Raw genomic sequence first — 22,190 nt, 5'->3', positions numbered from 1 at the left:
TTTTTCCTGAGAGTTAAACCGTTGCGAAAAGTAACTTTCCTTTATTGTAACAAAAAAACAAGCATATGAATTTTTATTTTTTAATCATGGTATTTGTGGATAGTAAGATTAGTCCTTCAAGAGGAGATGGATATAAGGAAAGAAGGCGGGAGTCTAGCACATGATTGATGTGTACTAAGAATGAGCGAGGTCACTGATTAATAGTTCAATTTCTGCCTGCTAAAGGAATGGATAGAAGTAGAGTTCATTATAAAAACAATGTATAGTGAATATGTATACCATGTTTGTCTGAAAGATAGAAAGGGCACAATGTGGAATAACGATCGTGTATAGGATGTGTCTTCCGAATGGAACAACATATTGGCGAGTTAATCGCACATTATGGGTATTTTGGAATTATTATAGCTTTAGCTGGCGGGATTGTTGGATTACCGATACCAGACGAGTTTTTATTGACCTTCGTTGGTTATAACGTTTCAAAAGGCGTTATGTCAGGAACTGCTGCGTTTTTAAGTGGGATGGCTGGTGCGATGTTAGGCATTACATTAAGCTACATATTAGGTTTAAAACTTGGACTCCCTGTTTTAAAAAAATATGGACCGAAAATTAGAATTAAAGAACATCACATTGAAAAAACACATATTTTATTTGAAAAATATGGCCCATTTCTTTTAATAGTTGGTTATTTTATCCCAGGAGTACGTCATTTAACAGCGTATTTTGCTGGGATGTCGAATTTAACACTTTGGCGTTTTTGTTTGTACGCTTACGGTGGTGCACTTATTTGGATAAGTGTTTTTATTGGACTTGGCTGGAAGTTAGGAGAGAAGTGGCGTTTCGTTGAGTATAGTTTGCATCATTATGGAATATGGATTTTATCCATTTCAGTAGTTGTTACATGTGTCGTATGGTTTTACATAAAGAAAAAGAAAAACCGCGAGTAGCGGTTTTTTAGCTGAAAGCGATAAATAGTACACCAGCTGTAATAAAGACAACACCAATACCAGTCATAAAGTTTAATTTTTCGCCGAGTATAATCATAGCGAGAATGATAGAAAATACGACGCTTAATTTATCGACAGGAGCTACTTGTGAAACTTTTCCTGTTTTAAGGGCAAGAAAATAAAATAGCCATGACGAAGCACCTGCAATTCCGCTTAATGTGATAAAGAGAAGTGCTTTTTTATTTAGTAGTACGTCGCCAATATTTTGAAATTTACCTTGTATAATAATAACGCCTACCATAAATAATGCCATGATAATAGAACGAACCGTCGTAGCAACATTGGCATCGATTCCATCTAAACCAATCTTACCGAAAATAGATACAAGGGCAGCAGCAATTGCTGATAATAGTGCGAATAAGAGCCATGAACTCATAGTAAAATTCCTCCAATCTTACATTATTATACATGAAAATCATTCTCATGTATAAAGTGAATGGGGTTTTACCGCCTCGCAAAGAGCTGGATAGATAACGAAATAATCCCCACCTTATATTTTTCATAAGGTGGGGATTATTATACTACTCTGCAATTTCTTCATATAAAAAGTACGTTACATTATAAATATGTTCTACTTCATCGTCTGTCATAAACAATAATTCGTCACGCTCAATCCCTTTTTTCTTTTCGATAAACTCAATCATGTTTTTACGTTCTTCTCTTTTCATCAATTTTATTTCTCCTCTCAATCTGTTTTAATACAGTTTATTTAAGTTACTGCTATTATATAACAGAATCTTTAGAAAGTTCCACCTATTTTATTGTTTTTTTCAGAAGAACTTTTCGACAAAACAAGCCCACCTAAAGGGGGCTTGTTTTATTTTATAGTCGTAAAAACTCGGGCTCCGTCGTACCGGCACCATCGATGTAATAAATTGTATCGGGATTGATTTTAATTAGTACATAATTAGGGTCTTCAGGACCGAGTAACCAACGTTTTAAGCTATTATTCCAAAACTTGTTTTTTAATGTTGAGTCTTCCTCGATGGAGGCTAAGCCTTCCACTTCAATATAATCTTCATCTAATTTTTTTCCTTCACGACCAAGTAGTACATGTACATTTGGATTGTTTTCGATATCTGTTATCTTTTTTGATTGTCGATCTGTTGCAACATACAGTACAAAATCTTCGTGGAAAAACATCATAAAGGCGCTATGTGGTTTCTCATTTCGTACTGTAGATAATACACCGGTACGTTGACCTTGAATAATAGTTGCGATTTTTTCTTTTAAGTGCATAATTTTAACCCCTTTTCATAATTTATAATTCTGTCTGTTTCAACAAGGTAATTTAAATATCTTTCATACTGTTTTCTTCAATCCGATTTTTTAAACGTAATTGTGATGAAATCGGACAAGTTAGGAGAAGAATAATAATAATATCGAGGAGAAATACATACGATGGAAGGATGAAAAGCATGTTTAATAAAATATTTCTTATAGTGGCGCTTATAGGTGTACCATTGTCTGTACTTGGGAAAACACTTCATTGGCCTCAAACAATTATGTTTGCTGTGTATTGTATTACGATTATCGCATTAGCGGGTTTTATGGGGAGAGCGACAGAAAGTTTGGCAATTGTATCTGGTCCTAGAATAGGTGGATTATTAAATGCTACTTTCGGTAACGCTGTTGAACTAATCATTTCGATTTTTGCACTACAGGCAGGATTAATTGAAGTTGTGTTAGCTTCTTTAACAGGTTCTGTACTTGGAAATTTATTATTAGTAGGAGGGCTATCCTTCTTTGTGGGAGGGCTTAAATATAAAAGACAAAGTTTTAATGTATATGATGCAAGGCATAATTCGGCTTTATTAATCTTTGCTGTAGTAGTAGCATTTGTTATTCCAGAGATTTTTTCAATGAAAATGGACGCTGGAAAGACGTATCAATTAAGTATTGGTGTCTCGATTATTATGATTATTATGTACCTTGCTGCATTGCTATTTAAGTTAGTTACGCACCGTGGTGTATATCAGCATAAAAGTGATGAAGTCGCTCATGAGGAAGAACCAGAGTGGTCGAAAGGGAAAGCATTACTCATTTTAGCGATAGCAACAATTGCGGTAGCTTATGTGTCAGAGGCGCTCGTGCATACATTTGAGACAGTTGCAAAATCATTTGGTTGGTCAGAATTGTTTATAGGTGTTATTATCGTTGCGATTGTTGGAAATGCAGCAGAACATGCATCTGCAATTATTATGGCGTATAAAAATAAAGTAAATATTGCAGTTGAGATTGCGATAGGTTCTACATTACAAATTGCCATGTTTGTTGCTCCTGTATTAGTACTGCTTTCTATGTTTTTCACGCAAAGGATGCCTTTAGTATTTACAATACCAGAACTTGTTTCTATGATTACAGCTGTTTTCTTAACGATTGCGATTTCAAATGATGGAGATACGAACTGGTTTGAAGGCGGTACTTTATTAGCTGCGTATGTCATTATGGGAATTGGTTTTTATTTATTATGAAAAATAGGCATAACAATTGTGCTCAGAGAAAACAATAAACGAAGTAGTATATATACCTTTATGTAGGAAGGAGCCAGACAGGTGAAACGAGTATACAGCATATGTCTTTCAACTATGGTCTCGTTTATTTTATTATTTCCTAACAGTGGCTTTGCAAAGACAACAGTAGAAACAAAAATGCCTTCATCTGTTTTAAATATTTCTAAAGACAATACGTTTCCAAATGATGCGCAAGATTTACCGCGTTTACAGCCGAGTAAGTTTGCTCAAGAATTATTAAAAACAGCAAATATTAAAATTGAAAATCCGGACTTAATTCGAATGTTTAATGAAACAACAATTTCGAATGCGCCGCTTGCGGTAGGGTACCGAGCAAAGATTTATTTAGGGCAATGGGCTTTACATTATGAATCGATTGATACATCGGTTAATTGGGAATATAAACAAGTAAATCGCAATGTGTACGATAATCGCGGAGGAGATCGCCTATATCCACTACGCTATAAGCAAGAAACACAAAAGACGGTTGAAGGTGATTTAACAGCAGATATGAAAGATGCTGCAGATGTGAAAAAAATGATGCTTCTCAAAGCACTTGAAAAAGTACAATTGCCACTTTCATTTAAAACGACTATTGGTTATGGTACAGGGCATGAGCGTGTGTATAATATTAGTCCGAGTCAACTTGGATATTTATATGCTTATACACCAGCAGTAAATGAAAAAGGGAAAGTAACATTTGGAGAAGTATATCTCGTATTAAAAGGAAATCAAAAAAGGCTTGTTGTAAAAAATATTACTTCTCAAGGAATTGGAGCCGCTATCCCAATTCATGATCATTTATATTTTAAATTCATTTCTTCTTCTCATTCGCAATAAGATAAAAAACGTCAGCTTATAAGCTGACGTTTTTTTATAATGTAATATTTGCTGTTTTTGATAAGAAATCTTCGGTTGGATAGTAGCTGTTTTTTACAAGAACATTCGGTCCAAGACATTTTACTGCTGGACAGTGACAGCTTAATGATTTTGCTGTTTTTGAAGCGCTCCATTTTTCATACGCTTCTTGTAACGTATTTGTTTGAATGTTACCTAGAAGTGGAACATCACCAAAGTCCGTTACAATAATATTTCCATCAAAAATATTTACATTTAAACGAGAACGGCCATCGGGATCGTTACGAACAGTTACATTTTTGCTCTTTTGTAATTTTTTAAATGTGGCAATGTCTCGCTCATCATCGCTACAAGCATAGAAAGGTAAAGTTCCAAATAACATCCATACATTTTCATCGCGAATTTCTAGTAAATGCTCAATTGCATCACGAATTTCAGCTTTTGTTAAAATCTCTAGATTACTCGCGAAGTCACTTGGATACATTGGGTGAACCTCATGACGTTTACATCCCATTTCATCAACGATTTGACGATGAATATGCTCAATGTGTGGTAGAGTTCGTTTATTCAACATCGTTTCGGCTGATACGAGTACACCTGCATCTGATAGAGCTTTACTATTTGTGATCATACGTTCAAATAATTTTGCACGCTGTTCATACGTAGGTTTACGCTCCATCATTGCAAATCCGCCTTCAACGAAGTCGTCAATTGTTCCCCAGTTATGAGATATATGCAATACGTCTAAATAGGGAATAATTTGTTCGTAACGTGCTAAATTTATAGTTAAGTTTGAGTTGATTTGAGTGCGAACACCTCGTTCGTGGGCGTATTTTAAGAGTGGTGTTACATAGTTGTCGACGGATTTTTTTGAAAGCATAGGTTCTCCGCCAGTAATACTTAAAGAACGTAAATGAGGAATCTCATCTAATCGTTTTAATAAAAGATCCATCGGAAGCGGATTCGGGTCTTTCGGCTGTAACGTGTAACCAACAGCGCAATGCTCACAGCGCATATTGCATAACGTCGTTGTTGTAAACTCAACATTTGTTAATAGTAGTTTGCCGTACTCTTCAAGGTCCATATACGCTTCCCATGGATCGTAAGAAGGAGTAATCGGCTTCATTTTTTGTGATATCGTCATATGAAATACTCCTTTGACTATTGAAATAACAATTTGTCCATCCTCTATAATAGAAGAATATGTGCTTTTTATAAAGCGAAACTTTTTAGAGGAAAAAGAGAGAGGGCTTACATTATAGTGAATAACCGTGACAAAATTGATGAAATTACATACCCATTGTAATCATTTTTGCGGTATAATAAAAGCAACTCGAATTAAAAGGAGAGTGCCTTCATGGGAAAAGCAATTCAAGATAAAGATACACAATTAGTATATTTAAAAGAACGTTTAAATATGTTCATTGAAGTAATTGATACAATTGAACCTGAAGAAGTAGAATTAGAAGATGTAGATCGTCTTCTTGCAATGCTAGATGAATTAGAATTAAAATGTGAGCAATTTAAAAAAGACGAATAATATATTAAAAAGGCTGCCAATTCCAATTTGGTAGCCTTTTTCTGTGCGGATAATAGAAGGACGATAGAAAAAGAGGTATAATCAAGTTGTGAAAAATTTCATGTATGCTTGAATAGCGTGAAAGAAATAAAAAGCTGAAGAGCATAACAATGGAATTTTCAGCTCATAACGTTTTGGTAGCGTTCACAATTGAGGGGGAAGTAACAATGGAAAAGCTTCAAGAAAGCATGTATCAACTAATTGTTGAAACGTCAACGAACTTACCGAAAGATGTTCGTCGTGCGATTCAACAAGCGAAAGAGCGAGAAAATGCAGGGACTCGTTCTGCGATGGCACTTGGCACAATTACAAATAATATTAAAATGGCTGATGATAACATCTCGCCAATTTGCCAAGATACAGGGATGCCAACGTTTAAAATTTATACACCAGTTGGTGTGAATCAATTAAAGTTGAAGGAAGCTATCTATAATGCGCTTGAGCGGGCGACAAAAGATGGTAAACTTCGTCCAAATTCTGTTGATTCTCTTTTTGGAGACAATAGTGGAAATAATTTAGGACCAGGTACACCGGTTATTAAGTTTGAACAATGGGAAAAAGATTATATTGATGCACGTTTAATCCTAAAGGGGGGTGGCTGTGAGAATAAAAATATTCAGTATAGCTTACCGTGTGAACTAGAAGGACTTGGACGAGCTGGCCGTGATTTAGAAGGGATTCGTAAATGCCTTCTTCATGCAGTATATCAAGCACAAGGTCAAGGATGTAGTGCAGGTGTAATTGGTGTTGGTATCGGGGGAGACCGCACATCAGGTTACGAATTAGCAAAAAATCAATTATTCCGTACATTAGATGATGTCAATCCAATCCCAGAATTACAACAACTTGAAGAATATGTATTAGAAAATGCGAATAAGCTTGGCATTGGTACGATGGGATTTGGCGGAGAAACAACTTTACTTGGCTGTAAAATTGGCGTGTATAACCGTCTGCCAGCTAGTTTCTACGTATCTGTGGCGTATAATTGCTGGGCATACCGTCGCCTTGGTGTAACAATCCATCCTGAAACAGGTGAAATTATGGATTGGTTATATCAAGAAGGTGAAGATACACTGGAGCAAGAAGTACAAGAAAAAACGGAGCAGCGTGAAATTGTATTACAAGCGCCAATTACAGAAGAGCAAATTCGTGAACTTCGCGTTGGTGATGTTGTAACAATTAATGGCATGATGTATACAGGTCGTGACGCAATTCATAAGCATTTAATGGATAACGATTGTCCAGTAGATTTAAATGGACAAATTATTTACCACTGTGGTCCAGTTGTTGTGAAAGATGACAATGACAATTGGCAAATTAAAGCGGCAGGTCCAACGACAAGTATTCGGGAAGAACCGTACCAAGGTGATATTATGAAGAAATTCGGTATTAGAGCTGTCATTGGAAAAGGCGGCATGGGTGCGAAAACATTAGCAGCTTTAGAAGAACACGGCGGTGTATATTTAAACGCAATTGGTGGTGCAGCGCAATATTATGCTGAATGTATTAAAGAAGTGAAAGATGTTGATTTCTTACAATTTGGTATTCCAGAGGCAATGTGGCATTTACGTATCGATGGATTTAAAGCAGTTGTAACAATGGATTCTCACGGTAATAGCTTACATGCAGATGTTGATAAAACATCACTTGAAAAATTAGCTAGCTTTAAAGAGCCAGTATTTAAGTAAACAAAAATGCATCTCGAACGATTCGAGATGCATTTTTTTGGTATATATAGAAAAACATGTTCAGCATGAAAGAATGCGTAGCAACAGAAACTACGAGTACGATTATATATGGAAAGGAGACTATTTATGAAACATAAATGGTTATATATCGGTCTCATTTTTTCAATTATGATGGCACTTGTTCCAGTTTCGGCATTAGCTTATACAAATACTCCACATAACTGGGGAATCCCGCGTCCTAAAAATGAAACAGTACCAGATGCAGGAAAGTTATATACAGATTTACTACAAAAAAATGGCGGGTTTTATTTAGGGGATACGAAGAAAAAAGATATTTATTTAACATTTGATAATGGTTATGAAAATGGATACACAGGGAAAATCTTAGACGTATTAAAAGAGAAAAAAGTACCAGCAACTTTCTTTGTAACGGGGCATTACATTAAAACACAAAAAGATTTATTGTTAAGAATGAAGAATGAAGGACACATTATTGGAAACCATTCTTGGAGTCATCCTGATTTCACAGCGGTAAATGATGAGAAACTTCGTGAAGAATTAACGAGTGTAACGGAAGAAATTAAAAAAGTAACTGGGCAAAAAGAAGTGAAATATGTACGTCCCCCGCGCGGCGTATTTAGTGAAAGAACGTTAGCTCTTACGAAAGAAATGGGCTACTATAATGTATTTTGGTCACTTGCATTTTTGGATTGGAAAGTAGATCAGCAAAGAGGATGGCAATATGCGCATAATAATGTTATGACGATGATTCATCCAGGATCTATTTTATTACTTCATGCAATATCAAAAGATAATGCAGAAGCACTTGCAAAAATCATTGATGATTTGCGCGAGAAAGGGTATCATTTTAAAAGTCTAGATGACTTAGTAAAAAGCAATCAACCGTAAGCATGTATGCTTGCGGTTTTCTCATGCTATAATGATGTGTAAAAAGGATGGGGAAACGTATGTGGAGCGAACATGTTACGTTAGAGTATCCGTATCATTTTGAAGAAGTATTAAAACGTTTATCTTTTGATCCTCTTAACGTCATTCAATTAGATGAGAAAGTTATTTATGTCCCGCTTTGTATAGACGAGGAACAGATTGTTGTTCGTCTGCAAGGGATTGGTACTGTTCAAAATCCACAGTTTTGGATTTCTAGTCAGACAGGAGATTCAGAGAAAGTCATGAAACGAATGAGGGCCATTTTTCATTGGAATGAACCGTTTCAAGATATACAAAATCATTTTTTAAACACATCATTACGTCCACTATTTGAAACATATGCTTATACTCCAATTATTTTAGAATTTGATTATTTTGCTTGTCTTCTTCGCTGTATCATTCATCAACAAATAAATTTGAAATTTGCTACTGTGTTAACAGAACAGTTTGTGAAACGATATGGAACAGAGAAGAACGGTGTATTCTTTTTCCCCACTCCAGAAATAGTAGCAAATATTTCAATAGAGGAATTGAGAGAGCAGAAGTTTAGTCAGCGAAAGGCTGAATATATAGTAGGATTAGGTCGAAGTATTGCCAGCGGTACATTAAATTTAGCGAGTATAGAAACCAAGGCGGAAGAAGAGGTTTCAGCACAATTGTTACCAATTAGGGGGATTGGTACATGGACAGTGCAAAACTTTTTAATGTTTGGGCTTGGACGGAAAAATATGTTTCCGAAAGCAGACATTGGGATTCAGCGTGCAGTACAAGGTGTATTTCAATTAGATGATAAACCTGATGATGCATTTTTAGAAAAAGTGAAACAAGAGTGTGAACCATACTGCAGTTATGCAGCGTTATATTTATGGAAAAGTATAGAGTAGAGGTGTAATAATGATACAAAAGCAACATGAGAGTAAGTTGGAAGTTGGTCAAACGTTTCCTGTGACAATTAAACGTCTTGGGATTAACGGAGAAGGCGTTGGTTATTTTAAGAGACAAGTTGTTTTCATTCCAGGGGCATTACCAGGAGAAGAGGTTGTTGCTGAAACGACGAAAATTCAGCGTGGCTTCGCTGAAGCGAAAGTGAAAAAAGTTCGTAAAGCTTCACCACATCGCGTGAAAGCACCATGTCCGGTATATGAAGAGTGCGGCGGTTGCCAATTGCAACATTTAGATTATAAAGAACAATTAAATCAAAAGCGTGATATCGTTGTACAAGCATTTGAGAAGTATATGAAAAACAGTATGGAAGAGAAAATTCGTCCGACGCTTGGCATGGAAAATCCATGGCATTATCGTAATAAGAGTCAATTACAAGTGGGGCGTAAAGACGAAAAGGTTATTACAGGGCTGTATAAACAAAACTCACATCAGTTAATTGATATTGCTCATTGTATGATTCAACATAAAGCAACGAATGAAGCGACAAAAGTTGTAAGACGTATTTTAGAAAAATTAAATGTTTCTATTTACAATGAGAAAAAACAAAAAGGTTTAGTACGTACAATTGTGACACGTACTGCAGTTCAAACAGGGGAAGTACAAGTTACACTGATTACAACAAAAGAAGAGTTGCCAAATAAAGAACAATTTATTGCAGAAGTACAAAAACAGATGCCAGCTGTTAAATCGATTATGCAAAATGTAAACTGGCGTAAAACATCTGTTATTTTCGGTGATAAAACATTTAAATTAGCTGGAAAAGAAGTAATTCAAGAAACACTTGGTGATTTATCATTTGAACTATCAGCACGTGCATTCTTCCAGTTGAATCCAGAACAAACGGTTGTTTTATACAATGAAGCGAAAAAAGCGGCTGCTTTAACAGGAAATGAGAAAATTGTAGATGCGTATTGTGGTGTTGGTACAATCGGACTTTGGCTTGCAAATGATGCGGCGGAAGTACGTGGTATGGATGTAATTCCAGAAGCGATTGCAGATGCAAGAAAAAATGCGAAGCGTCACGGATTTACAAATACGAAATATGAAGCAGGTAAAGCTGAACAATGGTTACCGAAATGGGTAGAAGAAGGATGGCGTCCAGATGTAATTGTTGTCGATCCACCTCGTACAGGTTGCGATGATAAATTATTGGAAACAATTTTAAAGGTGAAGCCGAAACAAGTTGTTTATGTATCTTGTAATCCTTCTTCATTAGCTCGTGATGTACAAGCATTAATGAAGAGTTATGAAGTGGAGTATGTGCAACCAGTTGATATGTTCCCGCATACAGCTCATGTAGAAAATGTAGTGAAGCTTGTTAGAAAGTAGAGTTTATTCATATTCCCTCACGATATGAGGGAATATTTTCTATGAAGGAGAGTAAAATGAATAATTATAAATTAACGATTCAGTACGATGGTGCACGTTTTAAAGGATGGCAACGTCTCGGTAATAACGATAATACGATTCAAGGAAAAATCGAAAGTGTTATATCTGAAATGGTCGGAAAAGAAATTGAAATTATCGGTTGCAGTAGAACTGACGCTGGTGTGCATGCTTTGAATCAAGTTGCTAACTTTCAAAGTGATGAAAAGTTAGTGGAACATAAAGTGAAAAAATATTTGAATCAATATTTACCAAATGATATTAGCATTACGAACGTGGAAGAAGTACAAGACCGCTTCCATGCTCGTTACAATTCTAAAGCAAAAACATATCTTTATAAGATTTGGAATGAAGAGCATACAAATCCATTTATGCGTAAATACAGCATGCATGTGAATAAAAAATTAAATGTGAAAAGCATGAAAGAAGCTGCGAAACATTTAGTTGGTTCACATGACTTTACTGCTTTTTCAAATGCGAAATCAAAGAAAAAGTCTATGGTTCGAGAAGTATATACACTTGAAGTGATGGAAGAAGCAGGATTTGTACAAATTAGAGTAAGTGGTAACGGATTCCTTCATAACATGGTACGAAAAATTGTTGGAGCATTAATTGAAGTTGGATTAGGACAATTAGATGCAGAAGCAATTCCACACATTTTAGAGTCGAAACAACGCAATCAAATTAATTGCCTTGCTGAGGCAAGTGGTTTGTATTTGGAGAATGTTGAGTTTTAATAGTCAGTAAAAAAATCGAGCTGTGTAGGCTCGATTTTTTTATGTTTTGGCGTTAAGAAGATTTCTCTTTCTTCATACGTATCTTCAAATTCCAAAAAACAGCAAGCATAATAGCTGCAAAAGAGCCGCTAATTGTTGCTAATAGTTTTGCATAAGGATAGGCGTTTATATCAACTAGTAACATCATACATACAATGGTAGGGAAGAAGGCTAAGTATTGTAATAACTTTAATTTGTTATCATTACTCATATATATCGTTCCTTTCTAGTATGTTATATTTTTATTATAGCATATTTTACCAAATGTTTATTTGTACTTTAAAGCAGATTTCTGCTATATGAATAAGCAATAAAAGTCGAATAGGTGAGAGTTAGTAATCGACTCATTCAAGTTTCATTTCATATGTGTAAATGCAGTTTTTTAATTCGATATTGTAAGTTTTGCCTACTTAATCCTAAAAACTTTGCAGCTTGTGAAATATTACCGTGATACTCTTTCAGAATTTGAGTGATGTAGTTCTTTTCCATTGCTTCTATTGTGTGTTTTAACGTTTTAGGTCTATCAGTATCGTTATTAGTTAGGAAAGGTTGCGTATTGGATTCTTTTTTTATTTGTTCACGAAAGCGAGTAGGAAGATGAAACGCCGTAATAATATTTTCATCTTCAACCAAGTTCATTGAACCTTCAATGATATGTTCCAATTCTCGGACGTTTCCAGGCCAATCATATGCATACAAGAATTCTCTTACATGTATATCTACATCCGTTACAGCGAGTCCAAATTGAATGTTGTACTTTTCGATAAAGTGCTGAACAAGAGCGGAAATATCTTCTTTTCGTTCACGTAAAGGCGGGAGGCATAAAGTAACGACGCTTAATCGGTAATATAAGTCTTCCCGTAATCGATTATGTGTAATAGCTTCAAGGGGGTCTTCATTAATAGTTGCTATAATACGAACATCAATTTCTTTTTCTTGTGTGCCCCCGATTCTTCGTATTGTTTTTTCTTGTATAGCTCGCAGTAACTTCGCTTGAAGTGCTGGACTTAATGAGTTGATCTCATCTAATAACAAAGTTCCTCCGTTTGCTTCTTCAAATAAACCAGCTTTATCGATTGCTCCTGTAAATGCCCCCCGGTTCGTACCAAATAATAAACTTTCCATTAACGTATCAGGTATAGCGGCACAGTTTTGTGAAATAAATGGTTTGCCTGAACGCTGACTTTCATTATGGATACTTTGTGCAAATAGTTCTTTTCCAGTTCCTGTTTCTCCTACGAGAAGTATGGAGGAGGATGTACGAATTACCCTTTTTCCTTCCGCAATGGTTGATTGAATGGCTTCAGAATCACCAATTATGTGATCAAAGGTAAATTTAGTGTTTTGTTTTCGGGAAGAGTCCATTTTTATTGTTTGCTTTAAGTGATTCATCTCTTTTGAAATTTCAATAGCGCCTTTAATTTTTCCATTTTCTATTATAGGGAAAGTATCGTTAATCGTCGTAATTTCTTGCCCTTTATTGTTAAAGTACGTTTGTTTTATATTTTTGTTTGTTTTTCCTAATTTTAATGCTTCTATAAGAGTACTATTTTTATTTTCTTCAAATGCGAATACTTCTAAAGGACTTTTATATAGCACATCTGAGCGCTCCATTGATTCAATTTCCATCATTTTACGGTTATAGATAATCGTTTTACCTTCCTCATTAATAATATGAATCCCGATATCGAGTTCATTGAGCAAAGTTTCATATAGCATATTCATTTCAATGATCTGTTTCAAATTAATTTCTTCTGTACGCATAGATTATCTTCTCCTCATTTCACCCTATGAAGACTGACTTTTTATAATTTTATTAAAATTCTTATAAAATCGCAAAATTTTTTTGCGATTTTCCTTTTAAAACTTCTTACACGGTAGAAAAAATTTGCGGTTATGAAGATTTTTTTGTGAGGAACCCTCATTTTAAATAGGAATTTAAGATTGGTACGCATTTTGCATAAAGAATAGTTGAAATTTTTAAAGGAGGGATATGCAACGTTTCAGTACCAATTAATAAGAAGGAGGAGTGTATAAAGTGAAGACGGTTATAGAAGGCGTGTATAGTCCTTGTTACGGGAAAGTTGAGAAGTTATTTGTTACGGAAAGTTCTTACGTATACGAATGGGAGAAATTAGCGTTAATTGAAACAATAGATAAACAGAAAGTAGAAATTAAGGTAGGAATCAGTGGATATATCGAGTCATTAGAAGTAGTAGAAGGACAAGCTATCGCTGATAAAAAGTTATTAATAACAGTGAGGGATGATCTTTTAATAACAGGTAGTGATTAATACTATGTATTTTGCTCTTTTCAATAATTATTTTTCGTATAAAAAATTTTAAAAACGCTTACATGAAATGGGTTTCCAAAGGGAAAAGGGGGGATTTTTATGATGGATCAAAACCAAGGATTAAAAAGGGAATTGAAAAGCAGACACATATTTATGATTGCACTTGGAGGAGTTATTGGTACCGGACTTTTTTTAGGATCGGGGTATACAATTCATGAAGCTGGGCCTGGAGGAGCGATTGTAGCTTATCTTGTTGGAGGATTTGTTATGTATTTAACGATGCTCTGTCTCGGAGAATTAGCTGTTGCGATGCCTGACGCAGGATCTTATCAAACGTATGCGACGAAGCATATTTCCCCTGCAGCGGGTTATGTAGTCGGATGGATGTCGTGGCTAAACTGGTCGGCTACAATAGGTATTGAATTAATTGCAGTTAGTATTTTAATGAAACGATGGTTTCCTGATGTACCGTCTTGGATTTGGTGCGTAGTGTTTGCGGCATTACTTTTTGCTATTAATGCGTTATCTTCAAGAAGTTTTGCAGAAGTTGAATTTTGGTTTGCAAGTATTAAAGTCATTACAATCATTGCATTTATTATTTTGGGCGGGGCAGCAATGTTTGGTTTTCTAGATATGAAAGGAAATGAACCAGCACCAATGTTTTCTAGCTTTACTGATTATGGTGGGTTGTTTCCAAATGGATTATCCGCTATTTTAATTACGATGATTGCTGTTAATTTTTCCTTCCAAGGAACAGAGCTGGTTGGTATTGCAGCTGGGGAGAGTGAAAATCCAGAAAAAACAATCCCGAAGGCAATTAATAATACAGTTTGGCGTATACTTGTGTTCTTTGTATTATCTATTTTCATTCTTGCAGGATTATTCCCATGGCAACAAGCAGGAGTGATAGAAAGTCCATTCGTAGTTGTATTTGATAAAATTGGTATTCCTTATGCAGCCGATATTATCAATTTCGTTATCATTACAGCAGTACTATCCGTTGCGAATTCAGGATTATATGCAACTTCTCGTATGCTATGGTCTATGTCTAATCAAGGAATGATTAGTCCGATTTTTGGTAAGTTATCTAAAAATGGTGTTCCTATTTATGCGTTGATTGTAAGTACAATTGTAGGTTGTCTTTCATTACTGTCAGGTATTTATGCGGAAGATACAGTTTATTTATGGCTACTTTCTATTGCCGGGTTCGGAGCGATATTAGTTTGGGCATCTATTGCTCTATCTAACTTATTAGCTAGAAGGTCATATGTGAAGCAGGGCGGAGATGTGAAAAACTTGAAATTTAAAACACCGCTGTATCCGTTCGTACCACTGCTTGCGTTAGTATTAAATGTAACGGTAATTGTTGGTATGGCCTTTATTCCAGAACAAAGAATGGCATTGTATTGTGGTATTCCCTTTATGATTGTTTGTTTACTGTTTTACCGTGCGACAAGAAATAAGGGGGGTAACTTAGAGCATATTGAAAAGACAAAGACAACAGAAATAGAAAGTTTATAATAGTGATTAATTTGGAGACTGTAAAATTGTAAACAGTCTCTTTTTTTGTGAAAATAAAGCTGGGAACATACTACGTATGCAAAGGGGAATTAGCGATGAATGAAGAAGTTGCACAGCTATTAGAACAGATTGATCTACGAAAAAATGAGTTACTAGAGCTTACAAAAACATTAATTCGTTTTGAAACACCAGCACCGCCGGCGAGAAATACAAATGAGGCGCAAGAATTTGTTGCACAGTTTTTAAGAAAACGAAATTTTAGTGTTGATAAATGGGATGTATATCCGAATGACCCGAACGTTGTTGGGGTGAAAAAAGGAATAGAAAGTGACACATATAAAAGTCTTATTATTAATGGGCATATGGATGTAGCGGAAATATCAGCAGATGAGGCGTGGGAAACGAATCCGTTTGAGCCATTTATAAAAGATGGTTGGTTAGTTGGACGTGGTGCAGCAGATATGAAAGGGGGACTGGCTGGGGCACTATTTGCTATTCAGCTTTTACAAGAAGCTGGCATTGAATTACCTGGAGATTTAATCTTTCAATCCGTAATTGGGGAAGAAGTTGGAGAGGCGGGAACACTTCAATGCTGTAAAAGGGGATATGAAGCTGATTTTGCAGTCGTAGTGGATATGAGTGATTTACATATGCAAGGACAGGGGGGCGTAATTACTGGATGGATTACTGTGAAAAGCCCCCAAACGTTTCATGATGCAACACGTAGGCAAATGATCCATGCAGGGGGTCGTTTATTCGGAGCGAGCGCGATTGAAAAAATGATGAAAATTGTGCAAAGTTTACAAGAATTAGAGCGTCACTGGGCAGTCATGAAAACATATGAAGGCTATCCATCTGGAACAACAACAATTAATCCAGCTGTTATTGAAGGCGGAAGACATGCAGCATTTATTGCGGATGAGTGCCGGTTATGGATAACAGTACACTTTTATCCGAATGAAACACATGAACAAATAATAAAAGAAATTGAAGAGTATATTGGGAAAGTGGCAGCTGCTGATCCATGGCTAAGTGAAAATCCACCACAATTTAAGTGGGGCGGAGAATCAATGATTGTGGATCGTGGCGAAATTTTTCCTTCTTTAGAAATAGATAGTGAACATGCAGCTGTAAAAACGCTTAGCTCAGTACACGAATCAATTCTTTCTAAAAATGCAATTTTAGATATGTCTGCAACGGTAACGGATGGTGGTTGGTTTAGTGAATTTCATATTCCGGCCGTTATTTACGGACCAGGTACATTAGAGGAAGCTCATTCAATAAATGAGAAAGTAGAAATAGAACAGTTAATTGAATTTACAAAAGTAATAACAGCATTTATATACGAATGGTGTCATACGAAAAAAATAGATTAGTATGTTGAAATCGTACAGGTATGTATACTTGTACGATTTTTTAGTGAACTATTTCAGAGTTGGATAGAAACAACTGAAATAGTTCTTTATTTTTCTATGTCTTTCGTTTTAGCTCAATTAATTTCTCTTTCGCTAATTCAACAGCAATTGCATCATCTAAATAACCAATTGGAAAGAGATAGTCGGGAATAATATCTGTCGATAAAATGAAATACAGTAATGCGCCGCCAAGAACTGCACGCTCTTCTTTTGAAATCGTTTCATTGCAAAATTGTTGATACATATCCGTTAATTGTTCAATGAAAGGACCAGCGCTATCAATTTGTTCTAACTTGCTTGCAAAACTTTCATGAATACGTTTTTCACCCTCTGTTGTTTGCGCATATCGTTCATAGTTTTCAAGTTCTTGTTTTACGCGGGTTGTTGTGTAGTCGAAATCGAATAAGTTAGAGGATTGCAGCGTTTGCTGAATTGTATCAAGAGATGTGTACATATCCGTCTTTTCTTTATTAATGTGAGGAGAATCCGGATACATTTCATCAAATAACAATTGGGGTGGAACTTGCAGACATTCTGCGAATTTTTGTAGGTGTTTTTGTTTTGGCGGTTGTTTACCATTCATAATTCTTGAGATTGTTGCGGGATCAATATTTGTAAGCATTCCGAGTTGACGCATAGATAAGGCACGTTCTTTTAAAAGTTTTTTTATTAATCTACTAAGCCGCTCATTTGGATTTTCTTTAGGCATAGCGAAGGCACTCCTTTTTATTGTTGAAAAAATGTTGAGTATTTATTACATGTATATGAAACAGACAGGCACAGTTGCTCAACATTTTCATAAGATGCATTGAAAAGTGAGAAAAAGGGGTGGCTATTTATGAGTACGGCAGGTCTATTTTCAATTTTTTTAATTGGGATTGCTTCTAATTTAGATAATGCAGGTGTTGGGATTGCATATGGCATTCGTAAAATTAGAATTTCGTGGTTCAACAATTTTATTATCGCATTTTTTGGTTTTTTATTTACTTTATTAGCTGGATTTTTTGGGAACTGGATTGCGTTATTTATTTCAGAGTTTACAGCAAACTTGATTGGAGCAATCGTTTTAGCGATAATCGGTGTGTTTATTTTGTGCCAGCCTTTCTTGGGGCAAAGAAATACCGTAGGCTCTAAAGATGGTAATGTACTTATGGGAATTTTACGTGATCCAGAAAAAGCAGATTTTGATGGTTCTAAAACAATTAGTTTTTCAGAAGCAATTGTTTTAGGGATTGCGTTGTCTATTAATAATATTGCAGGTGGATTTGATGCTGGAGTAACAAACTTGAACCTTTGGCTTACAGCAACTATTTCTGGGGTGTTTAGTTTTATTTGCATAAGTGGCTTTGCGTATGTAGGAAAACGATATTTAGCAGAATACTTAGGGAAATGGGCTACGGTTATTGCGGGTGTGTTATTAATTCTTATCGGGATAGATCAGTTGTTGTAAGGAGAGTAGAAAACAAGGTTCGAGTATTTCCTTGGAAATACAGCAAGGGATTGCATATATCGACGTACTTTTCTCCATACTAATACGGATTTCTTTTAAGAAAGGGGGATTTGTATGGGACGTGGGAAAGCATTTGATCATAAGAAAAAAGGGCATGATCACCAACCACCTAAAGGTGCGTTCATTCATAAAGATGTAAATGAACATACTTTGGAAGAGGAAGAGCTACCAGTAAATATTGAAGCGTATAAAAATAGTTTGAAAAAACATTAAAAGCACCTACATAGGTGCTTTTTTTAACGTATATCTTCAATTAATTGTTCTGATTCTTCATGCATACTGTACTCACTTAATACTTGGATACAAAGCCACTTTAATTCTTCAATCGTATGTTCAAGTTCTTCAGGAAGCACATGATGAATGTCTTCAAGTCCCATTCCGAAATGAATAAGTTCAAGTACTTGATCATCGATGTTCCGATCCATTAATAGTTCAAGTACTTCTAAATTGAATATGTATCGGTGAGCTTCATCGAGTGAAACAACTTTTAGCTTTAAGCTTTCTACAATACTCAATATAAAAAGAAGAATTGTTTTTTCAAGAACAGGCTGTTTTCCCATTTGAAATATTAGCTTCATCTTTCACACCTCCACATATAGCGCTAGGTTGTACTATATTATTCAGGAGGGGGGAGCAAATATGCATGATATAGAGAAACTTTCAGTACGGTTTCAGTACGGTCATGGATAGCTGATAAAGTTAAGATTTTTATGAAATGAAAAAATCCTGCTAGTATAGCAGGATAGTTCTGAATTAAAAAATGCTCCAACCTTCTTGAGCAGAAAGAAGTTCAAGAATTTTAAAACCAGCGATACTATTTCCGTTTGCATCTAAAGCTGGTCCGAAAATACCAATTCCCATTTCGCCTTTTACACAGCCGAAAATGCCACCAGCTACACCACTTTTTGCGGGGATACCAACACGAATCGCAAATTCACCAGACTCGTTATACATACCGCATGTAACCATAAATGTTTTACAAATCTTTGTAATATGCTTAGGGATAATTTGTTTTTCCTTATATGGATCATATCCATCCATTGCAAAAATTAAACCGATACGTGCTAAATCGATACAGTTTACCTCAACTGCACATTGACGAGTGTATAAATCCATCAGTTCTTCGATATCACAATCAATAATTCCGTTTTGTTTCATATAGTAACAAAGTGAACGATTTAAGTAAGCTGTCTCTAATTCTGAATTCGCAACTTTAGAAGAATAATTAATAGTAGGATTATCTGTTATTTCACGTACGAAATGAAGAATGCGCTCCATTTTTTCTTCATTATCTTTACCTGCTAACATGCTTGTAATGGCTAGTGCCCCTGCATTAATCATTGGATTAAGTGGTTTAGAAGGACTTGTCGTTTCTAATTTAATAATAGAATTAAATGGATCACCGGTTGGTTCCATTCCAACTTTAGAAAATACATATTCTTCACCACGATCTAAAAGGGCAAGTGCAAGTGTAATTACTTTTGAAATACTTTGAAGAGTGAATAGTGTTTGTGAGTTGCCAGCATGGATGTATTCTGTTTCTTTATGAAAAATGGCAATCCCTAAATCATCTGGATTGGCATTTCCTAGTTCGGGGATATAAGTAGCAAGCTTTCCTTTTTTCGTATATGGTTTTACTTGTTCTAACAACTGTTGTAAGTTGTTTGTCTCAATGCACTGCATAGTACCAACGCTCCTATTTTGAATTAACTAAGTTTACTTTTCCCGATATGCTCGGAAATAAATAATAACATGAAAAAGTGGAATGATAAAACGAAAGTTGCATGTTCTATAGTGGGTCTTTCGTTTCGCGTATTTTGTAGTGAAAAAGGAGAAATTTCCTTTTATATAACAGTTTGGAAATAGGAGATTTATCCATAAAAAATTCAAAAATAAAAACTACACATCTATACAACTATATGTTATTATGGTTATGTAAATAGAAAGCGTTTTCTAAGGCGTACTTATAATGATAACGATTTCATAAATTTGATAGGGGGAATTAAAATGTTGCAGTTTTTACAACGTATTGGTAAAGCGTTAATGCTTCCAATTGCCGTACTACCAGCAGCAGGATTATTGCTTCGTTTAGGACAAGAAGACGTATTTAACATTCCTGTTATGGCACAGGCCGGTGCAGCAATTTTTGATAATTTAGCACTTATTTTTGCAATTGGTGTTGCAATCGGTTTGTCTGTTGACGGTAGTGGAGCAGCTGGACTTGCCGGAGCAATCGGATATCTTGTTTTACAAAATACAACGAATGCTCTAAGTAAGACGTATTCAGCAGCAGAGTTAAATGATAAATTAAAAAGTGTTCAAGATTTAGTCGGTTCAGTAGATCCAACTAAATTAGCAGATACAATGACAAAGGTTTCAAAAGCAGCGGCGTTAACGCCGAAAATTAATATGGCCATACTCGGTGGTATTATTGCAGGGGTTGTTGCTGGGTTACTATACAACAAATTCCATAAGATTAAGCTACCAGAATGGTTAGGATTCTTTGCAGGAAAACGTTTTGTACCAATCATTACTTCAATCGTGATGCTTCTTTTAGGATTAGTATTCGGTCAAATTTGGCCAACGATTCAAAGTGGTATTGATGCAGTAGCACACGGTATCGTGAACTTAGGTTCAATTGGTGCTGGTTTATTCGGATTATTAAACCGTTTATTAATTCCAATCGGTTTACACCACGTAATGAACACATACTTCTGGTTCGTACTTGGTGACTTTACAAATGCAGCTGGCGATATCGTTCATGGTGATATTGCACGCTTCTTTGCAAAAGATCCATCAGCAGGTATGTTCATGACTGGTTTCTTCCCAATTATGATGTTCGGTTTACCAGCAGCATGTTTCGCAATGATTGCAGCTGCTAAACCAGAAAAACGTAAAATGGTTACAGGTATGTTAGGTGGTCTAGCATTAACTTCATTCTTAACTGGTATTACAGAGCCAATTGAATTCTCATTCATGTTCTTATCACCAGTATTATATGGTATTCATGCTGTATTAACAGGTCTGTCTCTATTCATTACAACAACACTTGGCATTCACGATGGTTTCTCATTTAGTGCTGGGGCAATCGATTACTTCTTAAACTTCGGTATTGCAACAAAACCATTGTTACTAGCAGGAATTGGTTTAATTTACGCAGCAATTTACTTTGTAGTATTCTACTTCTTAATTAAGAAGTTCGACCTAAAAACTCCTGGTCGTGAAGATGAAGAGGAAGTAGCTGAAGGCGAAGAAGCTCCAGTTGCAGGTTCAATTGGTGAAACTTACGTAGCAGCTTTAGGTGGAAAAGAAAACTTAACAGTTATTGATAACTGTGCAACACGTCTACGCTTACAAGTGAAAGATGCTGGTCAAGTAAACGAAGCAGCATTAAAACGTGCTGGTGCAAAAGGTGTTATGAAATTAAGTAACACGAGTGTCCAAGTTATTGTAGGTACAAATGTTGAATCTGTTGCCGATGATATGAAAAAACACGTATAAATAATGAGATAAGAGGATATCCGAAAAGATTGATGACATCAATTTTTTTAGAGGATATCCTCTTTTTTTGTTAACAATTTAACAGCAATCTTACTTTTGTAAATTTTCTTTTTCTTTTTTATACATATAGGTTGGTAATATGTGCAGTGCGTGATAAAGTAGGGATGACATAGAATGGCGTATCCATAATCTACTAAAAAAAATCTTTAGTAGAGGGAGTAAATTATTGTTGAGTAAGGGGAAAAAAGCAATC

At 35.5% G+C, this 22,190-nt stretch carries 25 protein-coding genes; 16 read left to right on the top strand and 9 right to left on the bottom strand.

Annotated elements, in window-relative coordinates:
* Window positions 1–347: 347 nt before the first annotated feature.
* Entirely contained in the window at window positions 348–944 is a 597-nt protein-coding gene (locus tag ACTFSI_RS16670) for a DedA family protein (RefSeq protein WP_000434856.1), read from the top strand.
* Between the two features lie 7 nt (window positions 945–951).
* On the opposite strand, the gene ACTFSI_RS16665 is transcribed toward ACTFSI_RS16670, so the two are convergent.
* From ACTFSI_RS16665 to ACTFSI_RS16655, 3 genes are all read right to left on the bottom strand, one after another.
* Window positions 952–1,380: an EamA family transporter gene (locus ACTFSI_RS16665; RefSeq protein WP_000100304.1), complete on the bottom strand. Its 429-nt coding sequence runs from the start codon at window positions 1,378–1,380 to the stop codon at window positions 952–954.
* Between the two features lie 145 nt (window positions 1,381–1,525).
* Window positions 1,526–1,672, bottom strand: a complete 147-nt coding sequence (locus tag ACTFSI_RS16660; RefSeq protein ID WP_000817786.1) for a BH0509 family protein — start codon at window positions 1,670–1,672, stop codon at window positions 1,526–1,528.
* 154 nt (window positions 1,673–1,826) lie between these two features.
* Window positions 1,827–2,243, bottom strand: coding sequence for a pyridoxamine 5'-phosphate oxidase family protein (locus tag ACTFSI_RS16655; protein WP_000550219.1), 417 nt, complete (start codon window positions 2,241–2,243; stop codon window positions 1,827–1,829).
* A 179-nt stretch (window positions 2,244–2,422) separates the two neighbouring features.
* Between ACTFSI_RS16655 and cax the strand changes: the two genes are divergently transcribed.
* Window positions 2,423–3,478 carry a calcium/proton exchanger gene (cax, locus tag ACTFSI_RS16650; protein ID WP_000482144.1) on the top strand — a complete coding sequence of 352 codons (1,056 nt, stop codon included), beginning with the start codon at window positions 2,423–2,425 and terminating at the stop codon, window positions 3,476–3,478.
* Between the two features lie 81 nt (window positions 3,479–3,559).
* Entirely contained in the window at window positions 3,560–4,357 is a 798-nt protein-coding gene (locus ACTFSI_RS16645) for a YfkD famly protein (protein WP_001992424.1), read from the top strand.
* Between the two features lie 34 nt (window positions 4,358–4,391).
* Here the strand turns inward: ACTFSI_RS16645 and yfkAB are convergent, their stop codons facing one another.
* Window positions 4,392–5,519 (bottom strand): radical SAM/CxCxxxxC motif protein YfkAB, encoded by a 1,128-nt coding sequence (gene yfkAB / locus ACTFSI_RS16640; protein ID WP_440045504.1) that lies wholly within the window; start codon window positions 5,517–5,519, stop codon window positions 4,392–4,394.
* Window positions 5,520–5,732: 213 nt separating this feature from the next.
* Between yfkAB and ACTFSI_RS16635 the strand changes: the two genes are divergently transcribed.
* From ACTFSI_RS16635 to truA, 6 genes are all read left to right on the top strand, one after another.
* Window positions 5,733–5,915 carry an SE1561 family protein gene (locus ACTFSI_RS16635; RefSeq protein WP_000513558.1) on the top strand — a complete coding sequence of 61 codons (183 nt, stop codon included), beginning with the start codon at window positions 5,733–5,735 and terminating at the stop codon, window positions 5,913–5,915.
* Window positions 5,916–6,121: 206 nt separating this feature from the next.
* The gene (gene fumA / locus ACTFSI_RS16630) at window positions 6,122–7,642 is read left to right on the top strand and encodes a class I fumarate hydratase (protein ID WP_000413516.1); all 1,521 of its coding nucleotides are present in this window, start codon (window positions 6,122–6,124) and stop codon (window positions 7,640–7,642) included.
* Between the two features lie 126 nt (window positions 7,643–7,768).
* Window positions 7,769–8,551 (top strand): delta-lactam-biosynthetic de-N-acetylase, encoded by a 783-nt coding sequence (gene pdaA, locus ACTFSI_RS16625; RefSeq protein ID WP_000681212.1) that lies wholly within the window; start codon window positions 7,769–7,771, stop codon window positions 8,549–8,551.
* Window positions 8,552–8,610: 59 nt separating this feature from the next.
* On the top strand, window positions 8,611–9,474 hold the full coding sequence (locus tag ACTFSI_RS16620; RefSeq protein ID WP_000269444.1) for a DNA-3-methyladenine glycosylase family protein: 864 nt from the start codon (window positions 8,611–8,613) through the stop codon (window positions 9,472–9,474).
* 10 nt (window positions 9,475–9,484) lie between these two features.
* The gene (rlmD, locus tag ACTFSI_RS16615; RefSeq protein WP_270363632.1) at window positions 9,485–10,864 is read left to right on the top strand and encodes a 23S rRNA (uracil(1939)-C(5))-methyltransferase RlmD; all 1,380 of its coding nucleotides are present in this window, start codon (window positions 9,485–9,487) and stop codon (window positions 10,862–10,864) included.
* Between the two features lie 56 nt (window positions 10,865–10,920).
* On the top strand, window positions 10,921–11,658 hold the full coding sequence (truA, locus tag ACTFSI_RS16610; RefSeq protein WP_001067308.1) for a tRNA pseudouridine(38-40) synthase TruA: 738 nt from the start codon (window positions 10,921–10,923) through the stop codon (window positions 11,656–11,658).
* Between the two features lie 52 nt (window positions 11,659–11,710).
* Here the strand turns inward: truA and ACTFSI_RS16605 are convergent, their stop codons facing one another.
* Together ACTFSI_RS16605 and ACTFSI_RS16600 are read right to left on the bottom strand one after the other, a co-directional pair.
* Window positions 11,711–11,908, bottom strand: coding sequence for a hypothetical protein (locus ACTFSI_RS16605; RefSeq protein WP_044790800.1), 198 nt, complete (start codon window positions 11,906–11,908; stop codon window positions 11,711–11,713).
* 149 nt (window positions 11,909–12,057) lie between these two features.
* The gene (locus ACTFSI_RS16600; RefSeq protein ID WP_070805157.1) at window positions 12,058–13,461 is read right to left on the bottom strand and encodes a sigma-54 interaction domain-containing protein; all 1,404 of its coding nucleotides are present in this window, start codon (window positions 13,459–13,461) and stop codon (window positions 12,058–12,060) included.
* Between the two features lie 274 nt (window positions 13,462–13,735).
* Here ACTFSI_RS16600 and ACTFSI_RS16595 point away from each other — a divergent pair, with 274 nt between their 5' ends.
* The 3 genes from ACTFSI_RS16595 (at window position 13,736) to ACTFSI_RS16585 (ending at window position 16,887) form a co-directional block, all read left to right on the top strand.
* On the top strand, window positions 13,736–13,990 hold the full coding sequence (locus ACTFSI_RS16595; protein ID WP_000859492.1) for a biotin/lipoyl-containing protein: 255 nt from the start codon (window positions 13,736–13,738) through the stop codon (window positions 13,988–13,990).
* A gap of 99 nt (window positions 13,991–14,089) precedes the next feature.
* A complete protein-coding gene (locus ACTFSI_RS16590; RefSeq protein WP_270363633.1) occupies window positions 14,090–15,511 on the top strand; it encodes an amino acid permease in 1,422 nt (473 codons plus the stop codon).
* Window positions 15,512–15,606: 95 nt separating this feature from the next.
* A complete protein-coding gene (locus ACTFSI_RS16585; RefSeq protein WP_440045503.1) occupies window positions 15,607–16,887 on the top strand; it encodes an acetylornithine deacetylase in 1,281 nt (426 codons plus the stop codon).
* Window positions 16,888–16,981: 94 nt separating this feature from the next.
* On the opposite strand, the gene ACTFSI_RS16580 is transcribed toward ACTFSI_RS16585, so the two are convergent.
* Window positions 16,982–17,635 (bottom strand): helix-turn-helix domain-containing protein, encoded by a 654-nt coding sequence (locus tag ACTFSI_RS16580; protein ID WP_001123720.1) that lies wholly within the window; start codon window positions 17,633–17,635, stop codon window positions 16,982–16,984.
* Between the two features lie 129 nt (window positions 17,636–17,764).
* On the opposite strand from ACTFSI_RS16580, the gene ytaF reads away from it, so the two are divergent.
* Window positions 17,765–18,376 (top strand): sporulation membrane protein YtaF, encoded by a 612-nt coding sequence (gene ytaF / locus ACTFSI_RS16575; protein WP_000100718.1) that lies wholly within the window; start codon window positions 17,765–17,767, stop codon window positions 18,374–18,376.
* Between the two features lie 114 nt (window positions 18,377–18,490).
* Complete coding sequence (locus ACTFSI_RS16570; protein WP_000532409.1) at window positions 18,491–18,649, top strand: hypothetical protein; 159 nt, start codon at window positions 18,491–18,493, stop codon at window positions 18,647–18,649.
* A gap of 23 nt (window positions 18,650–18,672) precedes the next feature.
* On the opposite strand, the gene ACTFSI_RS16565 is transcribed toward ACTFSI_RS16570, so the two are convergent.
* Together ACTFSI_RS16565 and glsA are read right to left on the bottom strand one after the other, a co-directional pair.
* Window positions 18,673–19,014, bottom strand: coding sequence for a DUF3969 family protein (locus ACTFSI_RS16565; protein ID WP_000766603.1), 342 nt, complete (start codon window positions 19,012–19,014; stop codon window positions 18,673–18,675).
* A 175-nt stretch (window positions 19,015–19,189) separates the two neighbouring features.
* A complete protein-coding gene (gene glsA / locus ACTFSI_RS16560) occupies window positions 19,190–20,119 on the bottom strand; it encodes a glutaminase A (RefSeq protein ID WP_001149852.1) in 930 nt (309 codons plus the stop codon).
* A 69-nt stretch (window positions 20,120–20,188) separates the two neighbouring features.
* Between glsA and ACTFSI_RS16555 the strand changes: the two genes are divergently transcribed.
* Together ACTFSI_RS16555 and nagE are read left to right on the top strand one after the other, a co-directional pair.
* A complete protein-coding gene (locus tag ACTFSI_RS16555; RefSeq protein WP_002020305.1) occupies window positions 20,189–20,302 on the top strand; it encodes a hypothetical protein in 114 nt (37 codons plus the stop codon).
* 141 nt (window positions 20,303–20,443) lie between these two features.
* Window positions 20,444–21,937 (top strand): N-acetylglucosamine-specific PTS transporter subunit IIBC, encoded by a 1,494-nt coding sequence (nagE, locus tag ACTFSI_RS16550; protein ID WP_000938880.1) that lies wholly within the window; start codon window positions 20,444–20,446, stop codon window positions 21,935–21,937.
* Window positions 21,938–22,190 lie beyond the last annotated feature (253 nt).

It is taken from the genome of Bacillus cereus group sp. MYBK101-2 (assembly GCF_051918845.1).
Classification (GTDB): Bacteria; Bacillota; Bacilli; order Bacillales; family Bacillaceae_G; genus Bacillus_A; species Bacillus_A paranthracis.
Note: the sequence above shows the minus strand (reverse complement) of the source record. Positions and strands in the feature narration are given on the sequence as shown.